The sequence below is a fragment of the Pseudarthrobacter sp. YAF2 genome (genome assembly GCF_052113345.1).
GTDB lineage: Bacteria > Actinomycetota > Actinomycetes > Actinomycetales > Micrococcaceae > Arthrobacter.
This window is the reverse complement of sequence record NZ_JBFRDA010000004.1, coordinates 1-23,350: the sequence shown is the minus strand read 5'-3', so window position 1 is coordinate 23,350 and position 23,350 is coordinate 1. Positions and strand designations below refer to the sequence as shown.

Below are 23,350 nucleotides of genomic sequence, written 5' to 3'. Positions count from 1 at the left end.
TCCATGTGGGGCGCGCTCCTGCCTGCGGAAAACGTCGGCAGGAGCCCGAGGTTTGTATCAGGTCAGGCGAACGGGAGGACGAGCTCCGCGTACCGCTCCTTGACCGTGGCCAGGACGGTGTTGCCGTCCGTATCCCAGATCTCCTGGTTGAAAATCTCCACCTCGATGTCTCCGGTATAGCCGGCGTCCCGCACCCAGGTGCCGATCGTTGCGAAGTCCACCACGCCGTCGCCCATGTACCCGCGGGACAGCAGCGGGTCCGCGGCGATGGGCATGTTGAAGTCACACACTTGGTAGGAGGCGATCCGGTTTTCCCGGCCCGCGCGCGCAATCTGAGCCTTCAGTTCCGGGTCCCACCAGACATGGAACGTGTCCACGGCGACGCCCACCGTTGAGGCGTCGAACGGCGCTGCGAGGTCCAGCGCCTGCCCCAGGGTGGAGATCAGGGCACGGTCCGCCGCATACATCGGGTGCAGCGGCTCCAGGACCAGGCGGACGCCGTGTTCTGCAGCGAACGGGACCAGGTCCGCGAGCCTGTCGGCAACGCGCTGCCGCGCTGCCACGACGTCCTTCTCCCCCGGGGCAAGGCCACCGACCACCAGGAACAGTTCCCGGGTATCCAGGGCCACGGCTTCAAGGATCGCTGCCCGGTTGTCCGCGAGTGTGGCCGCCTGGCCTTCGGCGTCAGCCGCGGTGAGGAACCCGCCGCGGCACAGTGAGGACACGCGCAGGCCGGCGTCCTTGATCAGGCGGGCTGCCTTGTCCAGGCCTGCTTCCGCCACGCGGTCCCGCCAGGGGCCGATCGAGGGAATGCCGGCGTTGACGCACCCTTCCACGACCTGGGCGAGCGTCCACTTCTTGGTGGTGGCGCTGTTGATGGAAAGGCGCGCGAAGTTGCTCATACTCCCACCCCGTTGATGCGCAGGTAGTCGGACATCCGGAAGGCGGCCAGTGCGGGGTCCTTCAGCAGTCCGGCCTGGTCCGCCAGTTCAAAGGTCCTGGCCAGGTGGCAGACCGAGCGGCCGGAGTGCAGGCCGCCCACCATCTGGAAGCCCGGCTGCTTGCCGTTGAGCCAGGACATGAAGGCGATGCCCGTCTTGTAGTAGAACGTGGGGGCGCTGAAGATGTGCTTGCCCAGTTCGCGGGTGGAGTCGAGGATTTCGCGGGCTTTGGCGGCGTTGCCGGCGTCGTAGTTCTGCAGGGCCACCGAGGCGGCGGGGTAGATTGCCGCGAAGATGCCCAGCAGGGCGTCGGAGTGGTGGCTGCCGTCGCCGTCGATGAGTTCCGGGTAGTTGAAGTCGTCGCCGGTGTAGAGCCGGACGCCTTCGGGCAGGGCTGCGCGCAAGGCCACCTCGTGGCTCGCGTCGAGCAGCGAGACCTTGACGCCGTCAACCTTGGCCGCGTTGTCCTTGATGAGGCCGAGGAACGTTTCGGTGGCCGTGGCAACGTCATCCGATCCCCAGTAGCCGGCGAGGGCGGGATCGAACATGGTGCCCAGCCAGTGCAGGATGACCGGCTGGTCCACTTCCTGCAGGAGGGTGGAGTACACGTTCAGGTAGTCTTCCGGGCCGCGGGCCACCTTCGCCAGGGCGCGGGATGCCATGAGGATGACCTTGGGTCCGGCCTCGGTGACGACGGCGATTTGCTCGCGGTAGGCCTCCAGGACGGCCTTGATGCCGGCCTCGCCGGAGGGCAGGGCGTCGATGTCGAGCTGGTCGGTGCCTGCACCGCAGGAAACCAGGTCGCGAACGGACTTGCCCGCGGTTGCCGCATTGCCGGCCGAAACCACGGAGGCGGCTTCGACGCCCGTGCGTTTAATGAGCTGCTGGGTGGCGGCCCAGTCCAGGCCCATGCCACGCTGGGCGGTGTCCATGGCGTCGGCCACGCCGAGGCCATAGGACCAGAGCTCGTGGCGGTAGGCCATGGTGGCGTCCCAGTCCAGCCGTGCCGGGGCACCCGGGGTATTGTCGGCGAGCACTTCAGGGATGACGTGGGCAGCCGCGTACGCCCGGCGCGCGGTCAGGGGTGCCGTGGGGCGGCCCCAGGCGGCGCCGCCCTGCAGCCGGTATTCCCTGGTGCCGCCGTCTTCGGAGGGAAGGATGAGGGAAGTCATTAGAGGGTGATCTCCGGGATGTCGATGGTGCGGCGTTCGTCGTTGGACTGCAGGCCCAGCTCGGCGAGCTGGACGCCGCGGGCGGCGGAGAGCAGGCCGAAGCGGTGTTCGCGGCCGGCGACGACGTCGCGGAGGAATTCCTCCCACTGCAGCTTGAAGCCGTTGTCCAACTCGGCGTTGGCGGGTACTTCCTGCCACTGGTCGCGGAACGATTCGGTGACCGGAAGGTCCGGGTTCCAGACCGGCTTGGGAGTGTGGGCGCGCTGCTGGGCGACGCACTTGTTCAGGCCGGCAACAGCCGAACCATGGGTGCCGTCCACCTGGAATTCCACCAGTTCGTCGCGGTATACCCGGACGGCCCAGGAGGAGTTGATCTGGCCGATAACCTCGTCCCCGGCCGGTGTCTCGAGTTCGAAGATGCCGTAGGAGGCGTCATCGGCAGTGGCCTTGTACTCCTTGCCGGCCTCGTCCCAGCGTGCCGGGATGTGGGTGGCGGTCTTGGCGTTGACGCTCTTGACCTTGCCGATGATGCCTTCCAGCACGTAGTTCCAGTGGCAGAACATGTCGGTGGTCATGCCGCCGCCGTCTTCCTTGCGGTAGTTCCAGGACGGACGCTGGGCCGCCTGGACGTCGCCCTCGAAGACCCAGTAGCCAAATTCGCCGCGGATGGACAGGATGCGGCCGAAGAAGCCTTCGTCCACCAGCCGGCGGAGCTTGACCAGGCCGGGGAGGTACAGCTTGTCGTGGACAACACCGGCGGTGACGCCGGCTTCCTTGCCGATGCGCGCCAGTTCGATGGCCTCCTCCAGGGTTTCGGCCGTCGGCTTCTCCGTGAAGATGTGCTTGCCGGCCAGCATGGCCTTCTTGAGGGTGGCGGCGCGCAGGCTGGTCATGGAAGCGTCGAAGACGACGTCCACAGTGGGGTCGTTGATCACGGCGTCCAGGTCCGTGGTCCACTCGGACACCTTGTGCTTTTCCGCCAGCTCGCGGATTTTGGCCTCATTGCGGCCCACCAGGATGGGCTCAACCTGGACGCGCGTGCCGTCTTCCAGGGTGAAGCCGCCGGCGTCGCGGATGGGCAGGATGGACCGCAGCAGGTGCTGGCGGTAGCCCATGCGGCCGGTGATGCCGTTCATGGCAATACGGATCGTTTTAGTTTCGAAGCCCATGTGTCCTCCACGGTGAGTGAGCAAGGTGTACTCAAGACGAATCGGGAAAGCGCATTCCCTCTGTTTCCATGATGCACCGCGCCGTTCCGCTTGGCAAGCGCTTTCCGGAAGTAGTTTGAACTGTCATAATGTCCTTACCCTTTGAGCCCGCCCCGACCACCAGGAGATGCTGTGGCTGCTAGTACCCTTACCGAGGTTGCCCGCCTCGCCGGCGTCTCGCCTGCCACGGCCTCACGCGTGTTGAACGGCTCAGCCCGGACCCCCGGCAAGGACATTGCCGAGCGCGTCCGCCAGGCGGCAGATTCACTGGGCTATATCCCCAACGCGCAGGCCCAGGGCCTCGCGAAATCCAGCTCCGGACTCATCGGCCTGATTGTCCACGACATCGCCGACCCGTATTTCGCCGCCATTGCCCGCGGCGTGCAGGATGCCGCACGGGAACAGCGGAAAATGGTGCTCCTCGCCACCACCGGGGGCGGACCTGCGGAGGAAAAGGAAGCCGTGGCGGCTTTCGCTGCCCGCCGTGCAGATTCGATCGTGATCGCCGGCTCCCGGTCCTGCCGGACAGAGGACCGGGAAGGCAACGCGCAGCTGGCCGCAGAACTCGACCGGTACTGCCGCAATGGCGGCAGGGTGGCAGTGGTGGGGCATGCAGTGGTGGGTGCCATCGCATTGGAGGGTTACCACGTCGTCGAAGTCCCCAACCAGGAGCTTGCGGGCCGGTTGGCCACGGAACTGGCCGCCGGCTGGGACGGCGATTTTGTGATTATCGGCGGTCCCGAAGGCCTGTACACCTCTGATGACCGGATCCGCGGCTTCCAGGACGGCCTGGCCCGGGCCGGGCGCCGGCCGGCAGAGGTGCTCAGGAGCGCCTTCAACCGCGCCGGCGGCTACGAGGCCGGCCTGCAACTGGCCGCACGTATCAAGGCAGCCTCGGCGGCGGATTCAGCCGCTCCGAAGATGTGCATTTTCGCGGTGAACGACGTGATGGCGATCGGCGCCGCAGCAGCCCTTCGGTCCGAGGGTCTGCGGATCCCCCGCGACGCCTCAATCGCCGGTTTTGATGACATCGAAACGCTCCGGGACTTCAGGCCTGCCCTCTCCACCGTCCGCCTGCCGCTGGAAGATATTGGCCGGCTGGCCACCAGGGCCACCCGCCCCCGGCCTGCGGGCGAGGACCAGGAAGCCGGCCCCGCCGAAGCCGTTACCGGAGAGGTCACGCTGCGGCGCAGCACCGAGGCCGCCGCCGTATGATTTCGCGCAGGATCACCGCGCTTCCGGCGCGGGCTGAAGCCGCCGGCCCCCGCCCCGCCATCCTGGTCCTGCCGGGCGGCGGTTACGCGCGGCAGGCGGACCACGAAGCGGAGCCGGTCGCGGAATGGCTCGCAACGCTGGGTATCCACGCTTTCGTCCTGCGCTACCGCGTGGCCCCGGACCGCCACCCCGCTCCCCTTGAGGACGCCAAGGCGGCCATGCTCTTCATCCGGAGCGGATCGCACGGCCTCGCCGTGGACCACAAGCGCGTGGGAGTCCTGGGATTCTCGGCCGGCGGCCATTTGGCGGCCACGCTGTCCACGGCGGCAGCCACCGGGAACCGGGGCCTCGACGTCGACGCCGCCGTCCCGGACCTCTCAGTGCTTTGCTACCCGGTGGTGTCACTGGTTCGCGACATGCATCAGGGGTCGGTGGACAACCTCCTCGGCGAGCTGCCGCCGTCGGACCTCCTGGCGGCCCTGTCCGCGGAGCTGAACGTGACGGCCCGGACCCCGCCGGCTTTCCTTTGGCACACCGCGGACGACGACGCAGTCCCGGTGGGCAACAGCCTGGATTACGCCAAGGCGCTGATCGCCGCCGGCGTGCCCGCCGAACTGCATGTCTTCCCGGAGGGGCGGCACGGCCTGGGACTCGCAGCCGGCGAGCCGGGACCCGGACAGTGGACGTCCTTGTGCGCGTCATGGCTGGAACGTGCCGGCTGGGCGGAGCCCACCGCCGAAACAGCCCGGGCCGCAGCAGCTGGCGTTATCTAGTCCCGTCGGCCCACGGCGCGGATGGTCCAGGCCGCCGAGTGGGAGCCGCCCGGCTCAAGGTGGATCAGGTCTGTTCCGGAATTGAAGGCGTCCGGCGGGCAGGTCATGGGCTCAACCGCCAGGCCCAGCCGGTCCGGACCAACAGGCTTGTCCCCCGTGTGTACCTGGACCCAGGGCCACTCAGGCCCCCATTCCAGTTCCACGCCCGTTCCCGACGGATCCAGTACGCGGACGCGCGCCAGCCCGGCTCCGTCGCGGGAGATGCCGGTAAAAGCGTGGTCGATCTTGACCGGCCCCAGCCTGCGCGGGAGGCGGAAGTCGAACGCGTCCTGCTCCACCTGCCGCATGGCCACCGGGAGCAGCCGGTCCGGGGTGACCTCGAGGTAGGTGCCGGCCGGAAGTTCCAGGGACCATTCGTCCAGCGGAGCAGTGCCGGCCACAAGGTAGGGATGGGGGCAAACCCCGTAGGGCGCGGCCCGGATACCGGCGTTGACAGCGGTGACCGTACCTCGGAGGCCGTCACCGGACAGGGAATAGGCGACCGTGAGTTCCAGGTCGCCCGGGTAATCCGGTCCGGCCGGAACGCGGCAGCCGAGCACCGCCCGGTCCGCCGACGCCTCCAGGACGTTCCAGGCCTGATGGATGGCCAGCCCGTGCAGGGCCGACCCGCGCTCCGGCTCGTTGATGGTGGCGGCATAGGACTGGCCGGCGTAGGCGTAGGTGCCGTCGGCCAGCCGGTTGGGCCACGGCGCGCAGATCACGCCCCGGTAGTCCGGAACGCCGCCCTCCGGCCCAAAGCCCACCACCAGGTCCCGATCTTCGTAGCGCAACTCCCGGAGGGAACCGCCGCGGGTGGTCACGACGGCGGTGTAGGGTCCATGGGCGATGCGGACTTCGGTTCCGGTCATGGCGTCCTTCAACGATGAATTTGTTAGCGCTAAACAGCATACGTCATCCTGCCGGGGCCCGGCTCGCTAGAGTTGCTCCATGGAAGCGGCACCCGACCAGTACCTTATCGCCGCCGTCCGGAGCGCGCTGTGGGAGCCGTCCGATCCCGCGCGTGCCGCCGGCGCGCAGGCATACATGAAGTCTTCCTTGCCCTCCCTGGGCGTCAGGGTCCCGGATGTCCGGCGGCTCGCGGCGCAGGTCACGGCAGAGTTTCCGCCGGCATCGGCCGGCGGCTTGCGCGCCACGGTGCTGGAACTGTGGCGCACGTCCGTATTCCGGGAAGAACGCTATGCAGCCATTGACCTGACCGGCAACCCCCTGGTTGCCAAGGACCTGGAGATGCTGCCGGTATACGAGGAAATCATCCGCACCGGGGCGTGGTGGGATTTTGTGGACGGCGTGTCCGGCCGGATCTGCGCCCTGCTGCTGGCGCACCCGGTTGAGATGTCCGCCGTCTTGAGGACGTGGAGCCGCGATCCGGACTTCTGGATTCGACGCGCCAGCATCACGTCCCAGCTTCGGGCGAAGCAGGCCACCGATACGGTGCTGCTTGCCGATGTCATTGTGCCGAACCTGGCGGACCGGGAATTCTTCATCCGCAAAGCGATTGGCTGGGCGCTGCGTGAATTTGCCAAAACGGCACCTGAATGGGTGGAGGAGTTCGTCGCCGGGCATCGGCAGGAGCTGAGTCCGTTGTCCCGCAGGGAGGCCCTGCGCAGGATCGGTGCCGGCGCCGGCCGGCCTTAGCGTCGCCGCCGCTAGATCACGGGACGTTCGACGACGGGCTCGTGCGTCTTGCGGAACAGCCGGCGGGTGCCGGGGTCCCAAAAGATCAGGTACAGCCCAAAGAGCAGGGCCGTCAGCGCCGCCGCAATCCGGGCCAGCAGGAGCGCGAAGCCCAGGTCCTGGGTCTGCAGGTAGGGAAAGACGTCCAGCTGGTCCGAAATTGCGTAGATCATGAAGAACGACACCACGAAGTACAGGGCCTTGACCTGCCAGTCGTTCCGGATGCCCGTCACGGCAAAAAGCGGGATCAGCCACACCACGTACCAGGACTGGATGATGGGGGCCAGCAGGACCACTGCGGCCAGGCCGAGCGTGAGGCGGCGCATCAGGCGGTCATGGTCGCCCTTGAAAATCTGCCAGGCGAGGATGCCCACAGCAAGCAGCTTGCCTGCGTCGAACACCCAGCCGGCCGGGACTGAGCCGTCCAGCCCGAACGCGTTGGCAAGGGACCCCACCACCATGCCAAGCAGGCCCACCGGGGCGTACCAGATGGAGAGGCTGCCGGGGGCGGAAAGCCCGTTGATCCAGCCGAAGCCGAAGCCGTTGACCAGGCTCATCAGGGCCAACACCGCCAGGCTCAGGCCGGCCGTGAGCGCCCAGAACGAAACCTTCCGCAGCCACCCCGCATTCCTGCCCGCCCAGAGGAGGCCGATGAACGGCAGGAAGACGATGGTGATGGGCTTGACGGCGATGGACAGCGTCACCAGCACAATGCCCCGCACTTCCCGCCGGGTCGCAGAGTAATAGAGACCGGCCAGCGCCAGCCCGATCATGAGGGAGTCGTTGTGCACGCTGGCGATGAAGTTGGTCAGGAAAAGCGGGTTGGCCACGGTCAGCCACAGGGCCCTGTGTGGATTGACGCCGTGCAACTCTGCGAGGCGGGGCACGTAGACCACGCAGAGGCCCACGCCGGCCACGGCAACCAGCCGGAACAGCATGATGCAGGCTTCCGGCTGGACGCTGGTAACCCACACGACGAACTGCTCGATCCAGAGGAACAGCTGGCCATAGGGAACCGGAGCTTCGGTCCACTGTTTGTCTGCGCCCAGCTGAAAATAGTTGGACAGGGCGGAGATACCGTTTTCGTAGGGGTTGAACCCTTCCACCATCAGCCGTCCCTGGCCGATGTAGGCATAGACGTCGCGGCTGAACAACGGAACGCTGAACATCATGGGCAACCCCCACGCCACCACAGCCGCCAGGGTGGCGCGCCGGGCTTGATCGCCCCACACCCTGACTTTTTGGCCCAGCCGCAGCCAGGCGCGCACCAGCAGCATTCCCCCTGCCGCGACCAGCACGATGGACAGGGCCACCCCAGGCGCTTCGGTGCGCATCCAGATGAACAGCGGCATGCGGCGGAGTTCGGAAACCGGCGCGAGCCAGCCCACGCCGGCGGAACCGAACATCATGAACACCGACCCCAGGAACCCGGCAAGCAGGGGCGAGCGCGGATTGTCCACCTCGGCACCGCGCGCCGCGGCAGTACCGGCCGCCGCCAACTCCCCCGCTGCGGGCACAGGCGCCGTCATCTCAGGAATGTCCAATCTTCTTGCGTTTCCGCTGTTGCCCTGCGGACCACCAAAGCCGGCCGGGACGTGCTCGAAGGCGGCGGGGCGACCCGCCGCGTACCCGAAATCCTAGCATCGGCCGGGCGTCCGGGAGTGTAACGGTAGGCTGGTCCGGTGCCTATATCTAACGAACGAATCGTCTGGATCGACTGCGAAATGACCGGCCTGGACATCAAGAACGACGCCCTCATCGAGGTGGCAGCCCTGGTCACCGATTCGGAACTGAACATCCTTGGGGACGGTGTCGACGTGGTGATCAAGCCCGAGGACGCCGCCGTCGCGCAGATGTCCGACTTCGTCCGGGACATGCACACCAAGTCCGGTCTCCTGGCGGAACTCCCCCACGGCAAGACCATGGCCGAGGCTGAGGCCGCAGTCATGGAGTACATCTCAGCCTGGGTTCCGGACCCGCGGAAGGCACCGCTCGGCGGCAACTCTGTAGGCACGGACCGGGTATTCCTTTCCCGCGACATGCCCGCCGTCGTGGAGCACCTGCATTACCGGGTGATCGACGTCAGCACCATCAAGGAGCTGTCCCGGCGCTGGTTCGCCCGGGCGTACTTCCAGTCGCCGGCAAAAAAGGGCGGCCACCGCGCACTGGGTGACATCAAGGACTCCATTGACGAACTCCGCTACTACCGCGAGGCGGTGTTCGTGCCTGCCCCCGGCCCCGACAGCGCCACGGCCCAGAAGATCGCCCGGCGCATCACCAGCGACGATGCCGCCGGCGAGTAATCTGCGCCACGTTTGGATGAAATTTTGCCGAAATCGCTGAAAGTGGACAAAGCACCCCTTCCGAGCAGGTAAGCTATTTGAGTTGCGTTTCCAGGGAGCCGGTAACACGGAAAGCCCTTGAAGCTCATGGTGGGCGTAGCTCAGTTGGCAGAGCGCCTGGTTGTGGTCCAGGAGGTCGCGGGTTCAACCCCCGTCGCTCACCCTCACGGGGCGGCACTTGCAGCCGTCAACAAAGGAGGCCGCACCGGATATCCGGTGCGGCCTCCTTTGTCGTGTCCCACCAAGATACGTGCAGGGATGCCGGCGGCGCCGGCCCCGAAGCCGAAGGACTAACGAAATGACCGTTCTGCCGATCACCATCTGGGGCGAGCCCGTACTGCACCGCCGGGCGGCGGAAGTCGAAGTTTTCGACGACGAACTGCGCACCCTCATCGCCGACATGTTCGAAACCAACGCCGCCGCCAACGGCGTGGGCCTTGCTGCACCGCAAGTCGGCGTCGGCAAGCGGATCTTCGTCTACAAGTACGCCAACGACGACGGCGCTCCCCCCACCGGGGTACTGGTGAATCCTGTCCTGACCCTGTCCAAGGTCTCCGGCGCCGCCCCGGACCCGGACGAGGAAGAAGAGGGCTGCCTGTCCTTCCCGGGTGAGCAGTATCCGCTCAAGCGGGCCGAGTGGGCCCGCGTGGAAGGCTTCGACGGTTATGGCGAACCGGTGAAGTTCGAGGCTACGGGCTGGTTTGCCAGGGTCATCCAGCATGAGTTCGACCACTTGGACGGCAAGCTGTACGTCAACCGGTTGATGGACCGCTACTCCCGCAAGGCCCTCAAGCAGGCCAAGAAGAACGGGTGGGGTGTTCCGGGGCTGACCTGGATGCCCGGCGTCGATCCCGATCCGTTCGGTCACTAGGCGGTTCCCGTACCGCCGCTTAGCGGGCGGTCATCGTCTGCTGCCCGGGGCAGGACGCCAGTACCTGTTTCATGGCGTCCTTCTCAGCCGCGGTTACCCACAGACCGTAAGCGGCCTTGACAGAGATCTGCCGGGCCACGTAGTGGCAGCGGATCGCGGTATTTTTCGGCAGCCACGTTGCGGCGTCCCCTGCGCTCTTTTGCTGGTTGGCCTGCCCGTCAGCAGCTATGAGGTTCAGAGGATCGTTGGCCAGGCTCTGGCGTTCCTTGGGCGTCAGCCCCTGCGCACCCTTTTGCCAGGCGTCGCCCAATGCCACCACATGGTCAATTTGCACCGCACTGCTGGTCTCGGCGCCACGGCGGAATTCCACAACCTGTCCGGTATACGGTTCCTGGAAATGGCCGCCCGTTACCTTGCACGTTGAGCCTTCGGTGAACACCACATCGGCAAGGTCGCGCCGCAGGATGTCGTTCCTGGTATCGCAGCCGTTGCGGTCCACATCCAGCCATGCCTGGCCGAAAGCCTCGCGGCTGTAGCCGGTATTCGGTGCCCTGCCCTTCACGGCCAAACCGTCAAGGGCAGAGAGGGCAGTCCCCGGGGGCACGGGGTTGGGCTCCGCCACCGGTTTCATCCAGGCGGCATCGAAAACCGGTGCCGCCGTTGGGCCGCTGGCCGCAGGTCCGGCTGCCGCGAACTGTCCGGCCGTGAAGAACCAGAACAGCGCCGCAATAACGGAAATGGCAACAGCAACCAGCAGCCCCCACGCCTGGCGGGAACGTCGGCGCGCACGGCGGTAGGCGGACCAGCTGACAGTCACGGCTCTGATGCCGGGTGGCTAAAGTGGGGCACCCCAAGAGCCTAGGACAGGGAGCGCGGCCGGCCGCCGATATCCACACTGTTGAGGACGAGTGATGGATCACACGGCCACAGCGCTACTGTTCGCGCGTGACCCGTCGGAGGTCTTCCTCCGCGGTGGCCAGGAGTTCCTCGAGCTGGCGCACGCGCTTCTCGCTGGCGTCCCCTGCCTGGTGCGCGGCGCGGGCGCCTTCAAGGAGCCTGACAGCTTCCTTGTGGTTGGCCTTGGCCACGTCGAGTGCGTGTTCGAGGGTGGTTTCGTGCTGAAGCGTCGATTCGTTGTCCATGCCACCAGTCTGGTCCGGTTTCCCGGCTGATTCCAGTGAACCAGCCGGGAATTGGCAGGACGTGTCGCTTTTTGGTCAGACGGCGATCGCGGCGAGGGCGGCCGCGCTTTCCTTGGCAGGGAACGACGGCGGGTTCACGCCGGCCATTTCCTCCATGACCCGGACCACCTGGCAGCTGTAGCCGAATTCGTTGTCGTACCAGACGTAGAGGACCAGGTTCTTGTCGGTGGACACCGTGGCCAGGCCGTCAACAATGCCGGCGCGGCGGGAGCCCACGAAGTCGGTGGAGACAACTTCAGGCGAGTCGATGTAGTCGATCTGCTTGCGCAGGTCCGAGTGCAGCGACATCTCGCGCAGGTAATTGTTCACCTCATCCTTGGTGGTGCCGTTCTCCAGGCTGAGATTCAGGATGGCCAGCGAGACGTCCGGGGTGGGGACGCGGATGGAGCTGCCGGTCAGTTTGCCCAGGAGCTCGGGCAGGGCCTTGGCCACCGCCTTGGCGGCACCGGTTTCGGTGATGACCATGTTCAGCGCGGCGGAACGGCCACGGCGGTCGCCCTTGTGGAAGTTGTCGATCAGGTTCTGGTCGTTGGTGAAGGAGTGCACGGTTTCCACGTGCCCGTGGACCACGCCGAACTTGTCGTTGATGGCCTTCAGGACCGGAGTGATGGCGTTGGTGGTGCAGGAGGCCGCGGAGACGATCCGGTCCGAATCGTTGATGTCCCGGTGGTTGATGCCGTGGACGATGTTCTTCAGTTCGCCCTTGCCCGGAGCCGTCAGCAGGACGCGGGCAACGCCCTTGCTCTGGAGGTGCTGGGACAGCCCCTCGGCATCGCGCCAGCGGCCCGTGTTGTCCACCACCAGCGCGTTGTTGATGCCGTAGGCCGTGTAGTCGATGGTGGCGGGGTCGTTCGAGTAGATCACCTGGATACGGACACCGTTGGCCGTGATGGTGTTGGCTTCTTCGTCGACCCGGATGGTGCCCTCGAAGGAACCGTGGACGGAGTCCCGCCGGAGCAGGCTGGCCCGCTTGGAAAGGTCGTTGTCGGAACCGCGGCGAACCACGATGGCACGCAGGCGCAGGCCGTGGCCGCCGCCGGCCTTTTCGATCAGGAGGCGTGCCAGGAGCCGTCCGATGCGGCCGAATCCGTAGAGCACCACATCCGTGCTGGTGCGCTCGTCACCGCCACGCTTGCCAACGATCTCGGCGAGTTCGGCGCGGAGGAACTCTTCAAGGGTGGCTCCGTTGCCCTCTTCCTTGAACTTCTGATTAAGGCGGGCGATGTCAATCGCGGCAGCGCCCAGTTCCAGCCCGGCCAGGGTGTTCAGCAGCGGCGCCGTGTCCTCCAGGAGCAGTTCGTCCTTGCTCATCCGGCGCGCGAAGCGGTGTGCCTTGAGGATGTTCATGGTGGACTTATTGATCAGGCTCCGGCCGTGGATGCTGGTCACCACGTTGTTTTCGCGGTACAGCCTGCCGATCACCGGGATCATGGCCTCGGCGAGGGCCTCCCGGCCCATCCACGTATCAAGACAAGAATCAGACGTCTGGCTCACAGAAATACCTTCCTCGGTTCAGCCGTGTACGTCCTCGTACACAGATGTAGGCCACCTGATGATGTCCAGGGGCACCGGCACCTGCAGGGGTCGACCCCCAGGCACCTGGATCGCGTGCAAAGAAAAACCGCCGGTTGCGAACGCAACTTTCGGCGGTAGAACTCCTGCGTCCGGTATCCATTCTAATTTGGCGCAGCTCCCCGATCACGCCTGCGCTGCGTGAAATCACTCACACGGGCCGGCGCAGCTCTCAGTTATGGACGGCGGAGTACAGGTTCAGGCTGGCGGAAAAGACCACCCAGGCGAAGTACGGCAACATCAGGAGCCCGGCGGTGGCGTCGATCGGACCGAACCGGACGATCAGGAACGCCAGGGTCGCGGCCAGGGAACAGATGACCAGAAGCGCCGCCCACAGGGCAGCGGTACCTGCCATGGGGTACATCGCGAAGAACGTCACCGGCCACGCGGCGTTAAGCAGAAGCTGGACGGCGTAACCGGCCAGGGCCGGCCCTTTCAATCGGCCCTTGCGCCAAACCAGCCAGGCCGCGGCCGCAACTCCGATGTACAGCACCATCCAGGTGATCCGGAACATCAGCGGCGGCGGCATCCACGGCGCTTTGAGCGAGCCGGCATACCAGCCGCTGGAATTGAGGATGATGGGGATCGAGGCCAGCACCCAGGCCGCAGCCGACAGTCCAAGGAACCCGGCAAGGGCGAGAATCCGGGAACGCAGGCCGGGCAGCCTTCCGGCCGTCCCGGCGGCCGGCCGGACATCAGTAATAACGGGCACGGTCCAGCATCCCCAACACAGCGCCCAAGGTCAAACCCGGTTTTGCGGATGGGACAGCCGGTACGCCGGGTTCTGTTCTCCCCTGCCGTTGCCGGCAAGGGAGCGACGGCCATCCATCTACGAGTACCGTTGCCGGCACCCTCCAGCGGCTTACCCGGACACTCGGGCGGGCAGCCCTCGAACGTGTCCTGTCTAGCCTTGCTCCGGGTGGGGTTTACCTAGCCTTCCCGGTCACCCGGGAAGCTGGTGGTCTCTTACACCACCGTTTCACCCTTACCTGCGCTTTCCGGCGAAGGCCGGAAAGGCAGGCGGTCTGTTTTCTGTGGCACTGGCCTGCGGGTTACCCCGAGTGGGCGTTACCCACCACCCTGCCCTGCGGAGCCCGGACGTTCCTCGAGCCACTTGCGTGGCGCGCGGCCGTCTGGCTGTCCCATCCGGGTCCAGTCTACCGGCGCCCCCGACCGCTTTTGTCGCCGGTAGGATCGGACGGTGCTGATTCTGCTTCCCCCTTCCGAAGGAAAGACACCCGCGCGCCGCGGGTCCGCCGTCGACTGGCCCTCGCTGAGTTTCCCGGAGCTCAATCCGTCCCGCGCCAAGGTCCTGGAGGCGCTGGGAACGGTCAGCGCGCACCAGGACGCCCTCGCCTTGCTGGGCGTGGGTCCCTCGCTGCGGGACGACGTCGAACGCAACACGCGGCTCCACGCCGAGCCTGCCGCCCCGGCCCACAGCATCTATTCAGGAGTCCTGTACGACGCCTTGGGATACCGGAGCCTGACGCCCGCGCAGCGGCGCAAGGCGGACGCCTCAGTGCTGGTGGTTTCCGCGCTGTGGGGGGCCCTTCGCTTTGGCGACAGCGTCCCCGCCTACCGGCTTTCGATGGGGACGGCATTGCCCGACGTCGGCCGGCTGGCTCCGTTCTGGAGGGCACAGTTGGATGACACGCTGGGCCGTGCCGCCGAGGACCACCTGGTGGTTGACTGCCGTTCCAGCACCTATGCGGCCGCGTGGGCGGCGCCGCCGGAGCAGACCGTCACGGTCAATGTGTTCACGGAGGCTGCCGGCGTGCGGAAAGTGGTGAGCCATTTCGCCAAGCACACTCGGGGCGAACTGGCGCGGCACCTGCTGGTACGCCGCGGAAAAGCCCCGGCCGCGGCCTCGGACCTGTTGAAGGTGACGCGCGAAAAATGGGACGCAGAGCTGGTGCCGGGCACGGCACGCAAGCCCCATGCCCTGAACATTATCCTGCCCGGCTGACCCGGCGGCGGTTCAGGACCATTCGTCCGAACGGACCAGGATGGCGCCGGAGTCCGGGCAGAACACGATCTCATCCGCCGCGGCCGCCTTGATCGCAGCGAGGTCGCCGGGGCTTAGCTTCATGCCCGATGCCTCCGATGTCCCGTGGAACAGCCGCGCGGCGCCCACGCCCCGCTTGGCGAGGGTCTTTTCGTAAACGGCCAGCATGCCCGTATCCAGGCCTGCGGCGAATTCGGCGCGCCGGGCCACGAGCCCTGAAGCCTCGGCGGCAACCTCGGCGAGGGCAGCATCCAACTCGGCCCGGATAGTGCCAAACGAGCCCTGGATGTCATCGACGATCTGCTGCTGGGCTGCCTGCCGTTCCCGCAACGTATCCAGCCGCTCCAGGATTTCCAGTTCCACGTCCTCGAGGTCGGAGCGCCGCTTGTTGAGCGAGACAATGTCCTTCTGCAGGGCCACCAGGTCCTTCGAAAGCCCGGTGCCGCTGTTGAGCCGGGCTTCGTCGCGTTCGATGCGCGACGCGACCTGTTCGACGTCGGCTTCCGCCCGCTTGAGCGCGGCTTCGGCATCGTGCACCGCCACCTTGGCAGCACCCAGTTCTCCGTTGGCCACGGACAGTGCCGCTTCGAGGTCCTTGATGCGGGGATCATTTTCAAGGGTGCGCCGGCGGTTGGTGAGGCCGGTCAGCCTGGCGTCCAGTCCTTGCAGTTCGAGCAACTTCAACTGTTCCGCCGGTGCTGCCTTCGCCACTGTTACCTCCGCTTGGTCCTTTCCGGCCCTGGGCCGGGCACCTTACCGGCGCTTCCTAGACTCTATCGCCTGGGCTGCACCGCTGCCTCGCTGCCGGCCTCAGCCCGGAGTGAGGATGAAGTCCCACGGATCGCTGTTGGTGGTGCTGACCCGGATCTCCAGCTCGTGCCCCTGGTCCGCCAGGACGTTGCCCAGGGCTGCCGCGGCGGCCGGCAACCACAGCCATTCACTGGCAAAGTGCGAGACGTCCACCAGGTACGGCCGGCCGTTGAGGGCCGCCTCGCGGGCCTCTGATGCGGGGTGGTGGCGAAGGTCGGCAGTCACATACACGTCCGCGTTGCTGGCCCTGACCTCGTTGAACAGGGAGTCCCCGGCGCCGCCGCACACGGCAATCCGCCGCACCAGCCCGTCCTTGTCACCGGAAACGCGCACACCCCCCGCAACTGACGGAAGAATGCCGAACACCCGTGCCGCGAAATCCCCCAGGCTCATCGCGTCCGCCAGGTCGCCCACACGCCCAATGCCTTCCTCCGGCAGCCCGTTGGCCGCCATGGTGAGCGGCGCAACGTCCTGGAGTCCCAGCGCATCCGCCAGCACGTCGGAGACGCCTCCGACGGCGGAGTCCCCGTTGGTGTGCACGGTCAGCAGTGCCGTCCCCGACTCGATGAGCCGGTGGACCGCCCGGCCCTTGGCCGTGGTGGCAGCCACCGACGTGACACCCTTCAGGAGCAGCGGGTGGTGGGTAATGAGGAGCCCGGCACCCCATTCAATGGCTTCTTCAATGACTTCCAGGGTGGGGTCCACCGCGAACATCACCTTGGTGACCGGGGCGGAAGGGTGGCCCGCCACAAGCCCTACCTCGTCCCAGTTCTCCGCCAGCGATTCCGGCCACAGCTCCTCCACGGCAAGAAGCAGTTCGGCCAGGGTGGGAGCCTCGGCCGCACCGCCCCGGGCCGGCGTGTCGGAGGAGGTTTCGGCGTCGTGATCCGCCTGGCCGGTAGCGTCGGTGTCCACAGGTTCCATAGTCTTAGTTTTACCCCATCGCCTTCCCGCCGCCGCATGTTGCGGCGCAGGGTGAAGCCGGCGGGAATCATCCGGCGCCGTCAACCATTGAAGAGGTCATGAAAACTTTTGTTCTTGGCGGGGGCTGCTTCTGGTGCCTCGACGCTGTTTACCAGAAGACCAAGGGCGTCAGCTCGGTGGTGTCAGGCTATACCGGCGGGCACGACCCCCAGCCCGACTACTACTCGGTCTGCAGCGGGACCACAGGCCATGCGGAGGTGGTGGCCGTCACGTTCGACGAGGAGGTCATTCCGGCCGAAGTCATCCTGGACATGTTCTTCGCCCTCCACGATCCCACCACCCTGAACCGCCAGGGATACGACGTCGGCACCCAGTACCGTTCCTCCATGTTCTACGAGACCACGGAAGAGAAGATCCTGTTCGAGGAAGCGATCGAACGCAACCAGGCGCTGTGGAAGCATCCCATCGTCACCGAGGTCAGCCGCCTGCCCCGCTTCCACGTGGCGGAGGAATTCCACCAGGACTACTACGCCAAGCACCCCGAACAGGGGTACTGCCAGGTGATCATCAATCCCAAGCTGGCCAAGGCCAGGAAATATTACTCTGCATGGCTTAACGCTTAGGCACCGTTACGCGGCCTCGTTAGGCTGACCTCAGTATTCACCCCTTAGAGATAGGCGTATGTACATGGCACGGATCTATGACGATGTAACGCAACTGGTCGGCGGGACCCCGCTGGTCCGGTTGAACCGGCTCAGCGAGGGACTGGACGCCACCGTTGCGGTCAAGCTGGAGTTCTACAACCCGGCCAACAGCGTCAAGGACCGTATCGGCGTCGCCATCATCGACGCCGCGGAAAAGTCGGGCGCCCTCAAGCCCGGCGGCACCATCGTCGAGGGTACGTCCGGCAACACGGGGATCGCCCTTGCCATGGTGGGCGCCGCACGCGGCTACAAGGTCATCCTGACCATGCCGGAAACCATGTCCACCGAACGCCGCGTCATGCTCCGTGCCTTTGGCGCCGAGATCGTGCTCACCCCGGGGTCCGAGGGCATGCGCGGCGCCGTGGAAAAGGCCCAGGAGATCGTGGCCAACACCGAGAACTCCATCTGGGCGCAGCAGTTCGCCAACGAAGCCAACCCGGAGATCCACCGCAAGACCACCGCCGAGGAAGTCTGGGAAGACACCGATGGCGCCGTTGACATCTTCGTGGCAGGCATCGGCACCGGCGGAACCATCACCGGCGTCGGACAGGTGCTGAAGGAACGCAAGCCCGGTGTGCAGATCGTGGCCGTGGAGCCCAAGGATTCCGCCATCCTGAACGGCGGCGCCCCCGGCCCGCACAAGATCCAGGGACTGGGCGCCAACTTCATCCCGGAACTGCTGGACACCACCGTCTACGACGAGGTCATCGACGCCACCCTTGAGGACTCGGTCCGCGTCGCCCGCGAGCTCGGCATCAAGGAAGGTATCCTGGGCGGCATCTCCTCGGGAGCGATCGTCTGGGCCGCACTGGAACTGGCCAAGCGCCCGGAAAATGCCGGCAAGCTGATCGTTGCGGTCGTGTGCGACTTCGGTGAGCGTTACATCTCCACCGTGCTCTATGACGACATCCGCGGCTGATCAGTCCGCCATCCGCCCGTTTCCTGTAGAAAGAACTTTGTGGGCTTTTTCGCAAGACTGAAGGAAGACCTCGAGGCCGCCCGGTCCCACGACCCGGCGGCTCGAGGTTCTTTTGAGAACTTTTTCGCCTATTCCGGCCTGCACGCCATCTGGATCCACCGGTTGACGCACCGGCTGTGGCAGAACCCTGCCCTGCGTTTCCCGGCTCGGTTGTTGTCCCAGCTGGGAAGGTCCTGGACCGGTATCGAGATCCATCCCGGTGCCACCATCGGCCGGCGGTTCTTCATCGACCACGGCATGGGGGTGGTGATCGGTGAGACCGCCGAGATCGGCGAGGACGTGATGATCTACCACGGTGTCACGCTGGGCGGGCGGTCCCTGGCACGGATTAAGCGCCACCCCACCATCGGTGACCGCGTGACCATCGGGGCGGGTGCCAAGGTCCTGGGGCCCATCACCATTGGCCGGGACAGCGCCGTGGGCGCCAACGCCGTGGTGGTCAAGGACGCGCCGCCGGAATCGATCGTTACCGGCGTCCCTGCGAAGTGGCGCCACCGGGATGCGCAGCGGGAAACCAAGCCCGCAGTGGATCCGGCCGAGTACGACATCGAATACCATCTCTAACCGTGCTGATCAGGCCTGAGGCCGGTCAGCAAGCGCATGACAACACAAGGCGGGCAGTTTCCGGATCACCGGAAACTGCCCGCCTTGTGCATACCTGCAGCGGAACCTAGTGGGTATCTACTGCTCCGATTTCGGACTTGTCTTCGCCCCAGAGGGTGTGGAACGTACCCTCTGTGTCCACGCGGCCATAGGTGTGGGCGCCGAAGAGGTCGCGCTGGCCCTGGATCAGGGCGGCGGCAACGCGCTTGCGGCGCAGGCCGTCGTAGTACGCCAGCGAGGAGGAGAACACCGGCACCGGGATGCCGAGCTGCACCGCGGTGGCAACTACACGCCGCCATGCCGGGAGGGCGTCGCCAATGGCCTTGGTGAACGCCGGCGCGAACAGCAGGTTTGCCGGCTTCTCATCGGCAGCGTAGGCCTTGGTGATGTCCTTGAGGAGTTCGGCACGGATGATGCAACCCGCGCGCCAGAGGGAGGCGATTTCGTCCAGCTTCAGGTCCCAGCCGTATTCCTTGGCCGCGGAGGTCAGCATGTCCAGGCCCTGTGCGTAGGAAACCAGCTTGGAGGCGTACAGTGCCTGGCGGACATCCTCAACGAACGTCTCCGGGATCTCAACGGTCGCCTCGTTGCCGGCCAGCAGCTCCTGGCCAAGCTTGCGCTGCTCCGCCTGGGAAGAGAGCGCACGGGCGAACACGGACTCTGCGATGCCGGACACGGGGGAACCGAGTTCCAGTGCCGAGATCACGGTCCAGCGTCCGGTGCCCTTCTGGCCCGCGGCGTCGACGACAACGTCCACGAAAGGCTTGCCGGTCTTGGCATCGACGTGGCCCAGGACCTCGGCGGAGATTTCGATCAGGAACGAGGAGAGTTCGCCCTGGTTCCACTCGGAGAAAATCTTTGCCTGCTCGGCCGGTTCGATGCCGGCGCCCGAGCGCAGCAGGTCAAAGGCCTCACCGATGACCTGCATGTCGGCGTATTCGATGCCGTTGTGGACCATCTTGACGAAGTGGCCGGCGCCGTCGGTGCCAATCCACGCGCAGCAGGGCTCGCCGTCGACCTTTGCCGAAATCTTTTCCAGCAGCGGGCCGAGGGCCTTGTATGACTCCTTGGACCCGCCGGGCATGATGGACGGCCCGTTCAGCGCACCCTCTTCGCCGCCGGACACCCCGACGCCCACGAAGTGCAGGTCCTTCTTGGCCAGCGCGGCTTCCCGGCGGCGGGTGTCCTCGTAGTGCGAGTTGCCGGCGTCGATAATGATGTCGCCCGGTTCCAGCAGCGGCTCCAACTGCTCGATCACCGAATCCACCGGCTTTCCGGCCTTGACCATGATCAACACCCGGCGCGGCTTCTCCAGGGAATCGACCAGTTCCTGCAGGGATTCGGTCCGGATGAAATCGCCTTCCGAGCCGTGCTTCTCCAGCAGCGCGTCGGTCTTCTCCACCGACCGGTTGTGCAGGGCAACCGTGAACCCGTTGCGGGCGAGGTTGCGGGCCAGGTTGGCGCCCATCACTGCGAGGCCGGTGACACCGATGTGTGCAGACATCAATAACTCCAATTCATTGTTTGCCCCGGATCCAGGGTTCCGCTGCGGGTTGGGACCCCGGGGCATATCAGGGGGTCGGAATAAAGCATATATATTCTGGCGGTGACGCGAAAGTAACGTCCGCGTCATGAAACCGATTGTGTCGGTGCCAGTCTAGGACCGCCGCCCTCCCCTGTCCCGGCCGTCCCGGGTTGCCGGCAATCCCGCATCCGCCAGCAACTAGGCTTAGCAGCATGACCAGCAGCCTCCACCACCGTGCCATCGAGAACCTGGGCACCCGGATCATCTCAGGGGATCTCCCCGCGGGACACGTCATGCTCGCCGAGCAATTGGAGGATGAACTGAAGGTTTCCCGCTCCGTAATCCGCGAAGCGGTACGCGTCCTGCAGTCCCTGGGCCTGGTGGAAACCACCAAGCGGGTTGGCATCCGGGTGCTGCCCTCAAGCCGCTGGAATCCCTTTGATCCGCAGGTGATCCGGTGGCGGCTGGCCAGCGACGCGCGCGGCGCCCAGCTGCGCTCCCTCGCCGAACTCCGCGCCGCCGTGGAACCTGCAGCTGCCGAACTGGCAGCAGCGAACGCGCCGGCACCGCTGCGCCTGGAACTCGTTGACGTTGCCCGCGCCATGCGGGAAGCCGGCAACAAGGGCGAAGTTGCCCGGTTCCTGGAACTGGACATCCGCTTCCATTCGCTGCTGCTCTCCGGCTCCGGCAACGAAATGTTCGCCAACCTCATGGGGCAGGTGGCCGAAACACTGACGGGCCGGACCGTGCACGGCCTGATGCCGGACCATCCCCACCAGGCCGCCCTGCAGTGGCACGAAGATGTCGCAGAGGCAATCGCCAAGGGCGACGCTCCCGCCGCCCGCGAGGCATCGGACCGGATCATGCGGCGGACCATGTCCCAGATGGCCGACACATGGACGGAGCAACCACGGGTGTTCATCCCCGTCCGGCAGTGACGCTCAGCGGCCTTCCCCGCCGAAGCTCAGAAGCACCTTGCCCGAGCTGGTGGAGTCCTTGGCCACCTCGAATGCGTGCAGGGCATCGGTGAGCGGGAACTGGTGGGTGATGACGGGGTCGATGTGCAGGGTGCCGTCCGCGAGGGCGGTGATCACGTCGTCGATTTCGTCGTTGAAGCGGAAGGAGCCTTTGAGGTCGAGTTCGCGGGTGATGGCCAGGGAGATGGGCACCGGCTGCATGCCGGTGGGCAGCAGCCCGACCATGACCACGGTCCCGCCGCGGACCGCGCCGGTGATGGCTGAGGCCAGGCCGTGGTGGTTGCCGGAGGATTCGATCACGACGTCGGCCTCCACGGGCGCGATCGCTGCGGTGTCCGCGGCGTTGATCACCTCATCGGCCCCGACCGCGCGGGCGATCTGAAGAGGCTTGGGATGGAGGTCCACGGCGGTGATCCGGGCCGCGCCGGCCTGTTTCAGGACTGCGACGGCGAGGGCGCCGATCGGGCCGGAACCGATGACCAGCGCGGTTTTTCCGCGGACGTCTCCGGCCCGGGATACGGCGTGCCAGGCCACGGACGCCGGTTCAATCAATGCTGCGGTCCGCAGGTCCAGTCCCGCCGGTAGCGGGCGGAGCATCCGCACCGGGAGGTTCACGTACCGGCTGAACGCGCCATCCGTATGCGGGTAGCGGGCGGCGCTGCCCAGGTACGTGCACCCCGGGGACAGGTTGGGCCGGTCCGCCGGATAGCGCGCGGCGCCTGGGCCGGGAGTGGCGGGGTGGACGGCGACGGCGGTCCCGGCCACCGGGCCTGCCCCGTTGGCCGCGGCCCGCACCACCGTCCCGGAAATTTCGTGGCCCAGGACCAGCGGCGCCTTCAGGATCGACTCCCCCGCCGCACCGTGCAGCCAGTAATGCAGGTCCGAACCACAAATCCCGCCGAACGCCACCTCCACCACYGCTTCGTCTGCTGCCGGCCGGGGCAGCGGGACCTCATCGATCCGCAGGTCACCGGCGGCATGGGCCACCAGCGCCGGACCCGTGGCCGGCAATTCAAGGTCAAGGGGCGTTGCCATCARACCACCACCGTCATTCCACCATCGATGAAGATGGTCTGCCCGTTCACGAAGTTCGACCCGTCCGAGGCCAGCCACACCACCGGCCCGGCCAGGTCCTCAACSGTGCCCCAGCGGTGGGCGGGCGTCCGGCCCAGGATCCAGGCATTGAACTGCTCATCRTCCACCAGGTTCTGCGTCATCTCCGTATGGATATACCCCGGGGCGATCCCATTGATCTGCARCCCGGACCCGGCCCACTCMGCCGTCATCGCCCGCGTCAGGTTCCGCAACCCGCCCTTCGCCGCCACATACGGGGCGATCGTGGGCCGGGCMAGGTCMGTCTGCACCGAGCAGATGTTGATGATCTTGCCCCGCCCCCGGCCAATCATCCGCCGCGCCGCTTCCCTGCCCACCAGGAACGCGCTGGTCAGGTCCGTGGAAATCACCCGWTCCCAGTCCKYSACGTCCAAATCCAGCATCGGCACCCGGTGCTGGATCCCGGCGTTATTCACCAGGATCTCCAACGGACCCACATTCTCCTCCACCCACGCAAYCCCGCGCGCCGCCTCCGCGTCACCCGTGACGTCGAAGGCGACGCTGTGGATACGGCCGGGCGCATAATCGGAAGCCATCGCGGCCGCGGCATCCTTGAGCCGCTCCCCGTTCACACCGTTCAACACCACTGTTGCGCCGGCATCGGCCAGCGCCCGGGCCAACGCGCTGCCAATCCCCCGACTCGAACCCGTCACCAACGCAACCCGGCCCGACAAATCAAA

Annotated in this window: 24 protein-coding genes, 1 tRNA gene and 1 other RNA gene; 11 read left to right on the top strand and 15 right to left on the bottom strand. The window is 66.3% G+C overall.

The features are described 5' to 3' along the window. Nucleotides 1-62: 62 nt before the first annotated feature. Genes AB4Y79_RS05585 through AB4Y79_RS05575 form a run of 3 tightly spaced genes read right to left on the bottom strand, consistent with a single transcriptional unit; the run spans nucleotide 63 to nucleotide 3,282 of the window. On the bottom strand, nucleotides 63-902 hold the full coding sequence (locus AB4Y79_RS05585) for a sugar phosphate isomerase/epimerase family protein (protein WP_441859553.1): 840 nt from the start codon (nucleotides 900-902) through the stop codon (nucleotides 63-65). Then, nucleotides 899-2,113: a dihydrodipicolinate synthase family protein gene (locus AB4Y79_RS05580; RefSeq protein ID WP_441859551.1), complete on the bottom strand. Its 1,215-nt coding sequence runs from the start codon at nucleotides 2,111-2,113 to the stop codon at nucleotides 899-901. The genes AB4Y79_RS05585 and AB4Y79_RS05580 overlap by 4 nt, the downstream gene beginning before the upstream one ends. Continuing rightward, nucleotides 2,113-3,282: a Gfo/Idh/MocA family protein gene (locus AB4Y79_RS05575; protein WP_441859549.1), complete on the bottom strand. Its 1,170-nt coding sequence runs from the start codon at nucleotides 3,280-3,282 to the stop codon at nucleotides 2,113-2,115. Before AB4Y79_RS05575 ends, AB4Y79_RS05580 begins: the two co-directional genes overlap by 1 nt. A 171-nt stretch (nucleotides 3,283-3,453) precedes the next feature. Here AB4Y79_RS05575 and AB4Y79_RS05570 point away from each other — a divergent pair, with 171 nt between their 5' ends. Next, complete coding sequence (locus tag AB4Y79_RS05570; protein WP_441859547.1) at nucleotides 3,454-4,536, top strand: LacI family DNA-binding transcriptional regulator; 1,083 nt, start codon at nucleotides 3,454-3,456, stop codon at nucleotides 4,534-4,536. Further along, entirely contained in the window at nucleotides 4,533-5,309 is a 777-nt protein-coding gene (locus AB4Y79_RS05565) for an alpha/beta hydrolase (protein WP_441859545.1), read from the top strand. Before AB4Y79_RS05570 ends, AB4Y79_RS05565 begins: the two co-directional genes overlap by 4 nt. Here AB4Y79_RS05565 and AB4Y79_RS05560 read toward each other — a convergent pair. Then, nucleotides 5,306-6,217 (bottom strand): aldose 1-epimerase family protein, encoded by a 912-nt coding sequence (locus tag AB4Y79_RS05560; RefSeq protein WP_441859543.1) that lies wholly within the window; start codon nucleotides 6,215-6,217, stop codon nucleotides 5,306-5,308. The genes AB4Y79_RS05565 and AB4Y79_RS05560 overlap by 4 nt on opposite strands. A 79-nt stretch (nucleotides 6,218-6,296) precedes the next feature. On the opposite strand from AB4Y79_RS05560, the gene AB4Y79_RS05555 reads away from it, so the two are divergent. Further along, nucleotides 6,297-7,004: a DNA alkylation repair protein gene (locus AB4Y79_RS05555; RefSeq protein WP_441859542.1), complete on the top strand. Its 708-nt coding sequence runs from the start codon at nucleotides 6,297-6,299 to the stop codon at nucleotides 7,002-7,004. 11 nt (nucleotides 7,005-7,015) lie between these two features. Here the strand turns inward: AB4Y79_RS05555 and mptB are convergent, their stop codons facing one another. Next, on the bottom strand, nucleotides 7,016-8,572 hold the full coding sequence (gene mptB / locus AB4Y79_RS05550) for a polyprenol phosphomannose-dependent alpha 1,6 mannosyltransferase MptB (RefSeq protein WP_441859540.1): 1,557 nt from the start codon (nucleotides 8,570-8,572) through the stop codon (nucleotides 7,016-7,018). Nucleotides 8,573-8,725: 153 nt separating this feature from the next. Between mptB and orn the strand changes: the two genes are divergently transcribed. From orn to def, 3 genes are all read left to right on the top strand, one after another. Then, a complete protein-coding gene (gene orn / locus AB4Y79_RS05545; protein ID WP_308930706.1) occupies nucleotides 8,726-9,346 on the top strand; it encodes an oligoribonuclease in 621 nt (206 codons plus the stop codon). Between the two features lie 129 nt (nucleotides 9,347-9,475). After that, nucleotides 9,476-9,548: transfer RNA gene (locus AB4Y79_RS05540), tRNA-His, on the top strand. A gap of 135 nt (nucleotides 9,549-9,683) precedes the next feature. Further along, nucleotides 9,684-10,256: a peptide deformylase gene (gene def / locus AB4Y79_RS05535; protein ID WP_308930705.1), complete on the top strand. Its 573-nt coding sequence runs from the start codon at nucleotides 9,684-9,686 to the stop codon at nucleotides 10,254-10,256. A gap of 19 nt (nucleotides 10,257-10,275) precedes the next feature. Here the strand turns inward: def and AB4Y79_RS05530 are convergent, their stop codons facing one another. The 5 genes from AB4Y79_RS05530 to rnpB all read right to left on the bottom strand — a co-directional run bounded on the left by AB4Y79_RS05530 (nucleotide 10,276) and on the right by rnpB (nucleotide 14,175). Next, nucleotides 10,276-11,073, bottom strand: coding sequence for an HNH endonuclease family protein (locus AB4Y79_RS05530; protein WP_441859538.1), 798 nt, complete (start codon nucleotides 11,071-11,073; stop codon nucleotides 10,276-10,278). Nucleotides 11,074-11,188: 115 nt separating this feature from the next. Next, entirely contained in the window at nucleotides 11,189-11,398 is a 210-nt protein-coding gene (locus AB4Y79_RS05525) for a hypothetical protein (protein WP_308930703.1), read from the bottom strand. Nucleotides 11,399-11,473: 75 nt separating this feature from the next. Beyond that, nucleotides 11,474-12,952, bottom strand: coding sequence for a glyceraldehyde-3-phosphate dehydrogenase (locus AB4Y79_RS05520; protein ID WP_308930702.1), 1,479 nt, complete (start codon nucleotides 12,950-12,952; stop codon nucleotides 11,474-11,476). A gap of 250 nt (nucleotides 12,953-13,202) precedes the next feature. After that, nucleotides 13,203-13,742 (bottom strand): TspO/MBR family protein, encoded by a 540-nt coding sequence (locus AB4Y79_RS05515; RefSeq protein ID WP_441859536.1) that lies wholly within the window; start codon nucleotides 13,740-13,742, stop codon nucleotides 13,203-13,205. 45 nt (nucleotides 13,743-13,787) lie between these two features. Then, nucleotides 13,788-14,175: RNase P RNA component class A (rnpB, locus tag AB4Y79_RS05510), an RNA gene on the bottom strand. A gap of 56 nt (nucleotides 14,176-14,231) precedes the next feature. Between rnpB and AB4Y79_RS05505 the strand changes: the two genes are divergently transcribed. Further along, nucleotides 14,232-14,996, top strand: a complete 765-nt coding sequence (locus AB4Y79_RS05505) for a YaaA family protein (RefSeq protein ID WP_441859534.1) — start codon at nucleotides 14,232-14,234, stop codon at nucleotides 14,994-14,996. 12 nt (nucleotides 14,997-15,008) lie between these two features. Here AB4Y79_RS05505 and AB4Y79_RS05500 read toward each other — a convergent pair whose 3' ends face one another. Together AB4Y79_RS05500 and AB4Y79_RS05495 are read right to left on the bottom strand one after the other, a co-directional pair. After that, entirely contained in the window at nucleotides 15,009-15,746 is a 738-nt protein-coding gene (locus AB4Y79_RS05500) for a zinc ribbon domain-containing protein (protein ID WP_308930699.1), read from the bottom strand. A 99-nt stretch (nucleotides 15,747-15,845) separates the two neighbouring features. Next, complete coding sequence (locus AB4Y79_RS05495; RefSeq protein ID WP_441859532.1) at nucleotides 15,846-16,769, bottom strand: Nif3-like dinuclear metal center hexameric protein; 924 nt, start codon at nucleotides 16,767-16,769, stop codon at nucleotides 15,846-15,848. Nucleotides 16,770-16,867: 98 nt separating this feature from the next. Between AB4Y79_RS05495 and msrA the strand changes: the two genes are divergently transcribed. From msrA to epsC, 3 genes are all read left to right on the top strand, one after another. Beyond that, nucleotides 16,868-17,392 carry a peptide-methionine (S)-S-oxide reductase MsrA gene (gene msrA, locus AB4Y79_RS05490; protein WP_441859530.1) on the top strand — a complete coding sequence of 175 codons (525 nt, stop codon included), beginning with the start codon at nucleotides 16,868-16,870 and terminating at the stop codon, nucleotides 17,390-17,392. 64 nt (nucleotides 17,393-17,456) lie between these two features. Next, the gene (gene cysK, locus AB4Y79_RS05485) at nucleotides 17,457-18,392 is read left to right on the top strand and encodes a cysteine synthase A (RefSeq protein WP_441859528.1); all 936 of its coding nucleotides are present in this window, start codon (nucleotides 17,457-17,459) and stop codon (nucleotides 18,390-18,392) included. A 39-nt stretch (nucleotides 18,393-18,431) separates the two neighbouring features. Beyond that, a complete protein-coding gene (epsC, locus tag AB4Y79_RS05480; protein ID WP_441859526.1) occupies nucleotides 18,432-19,016 on the top strand; it encodes a serine O-acetyltransferase EpsC in 585 nt (194 codons plus the stop codon). A 106-nt stretch (nucleotides 19,017-19,122) separates the two neighbouring features. On the opposite strand, the gene gndA is transcribed toward epsC, so the two are convergent. After that, a complete protein-coding gene (gene gndA, locus AB4Y79_RS05475) occupies nucleotides 19,123-20,559 on the bottom strand; it encodes an NADP-dependent phosphogluconate dehydrogenase (RefSeq protein WP_441859525.1) in 1,437 nt (478 codons plus the stop codon). Nucleotides 20,560-20,792: 233 nt separating this feature from the next. Between gndA and AB4Y79_RS05470 the strand changes: the two genes are divergently transcribed. Further along, nucleotides 20,793-21,518: a FadR/GntR family transcriptional regulator gene (locus tag AB4Y79_RS05470; RefSeq protein ID WP_441859523.1), complete on the top strand. Its 726-nt coding sequence runs from the start codon at nucleotides 20,793-20,795 to the stop codon at nucleotides 21,516-21,518. A 3-nt stretch (nucleotides 21,519-21,521) separates the two neighbouring features. Here the strand turns inward: AB4Y79_RS05470 and AB4Y79_RS05465 are convergent, their stop codons facing one another. Both AB4Y79_RS05465 and AB4Y79_RS05460 read right to left on the bottom strand, forming a co-directional pair. Further along, entirely contained in the window at nucleotides 21,522-22,592 is a 1,071-nt protein-coding gene (locus AB4Y79_RS05465) for an L-idonate 5-dehydrogenase (protein ID WP_441859521.1), read from the bottom strand. After that, the coding region (locus AB4Y79_RS05460; RefSeq protein ID WP_441859519.1) for an SDR family oxidoreductase at nucleotides 22,592-23,350 on the bottom strand (759 nt) is incomplete at its 5' end. The genes AB4Y79_RS05460 and AB4Y79_RS05465, both read right to left, overlap by 1 nt.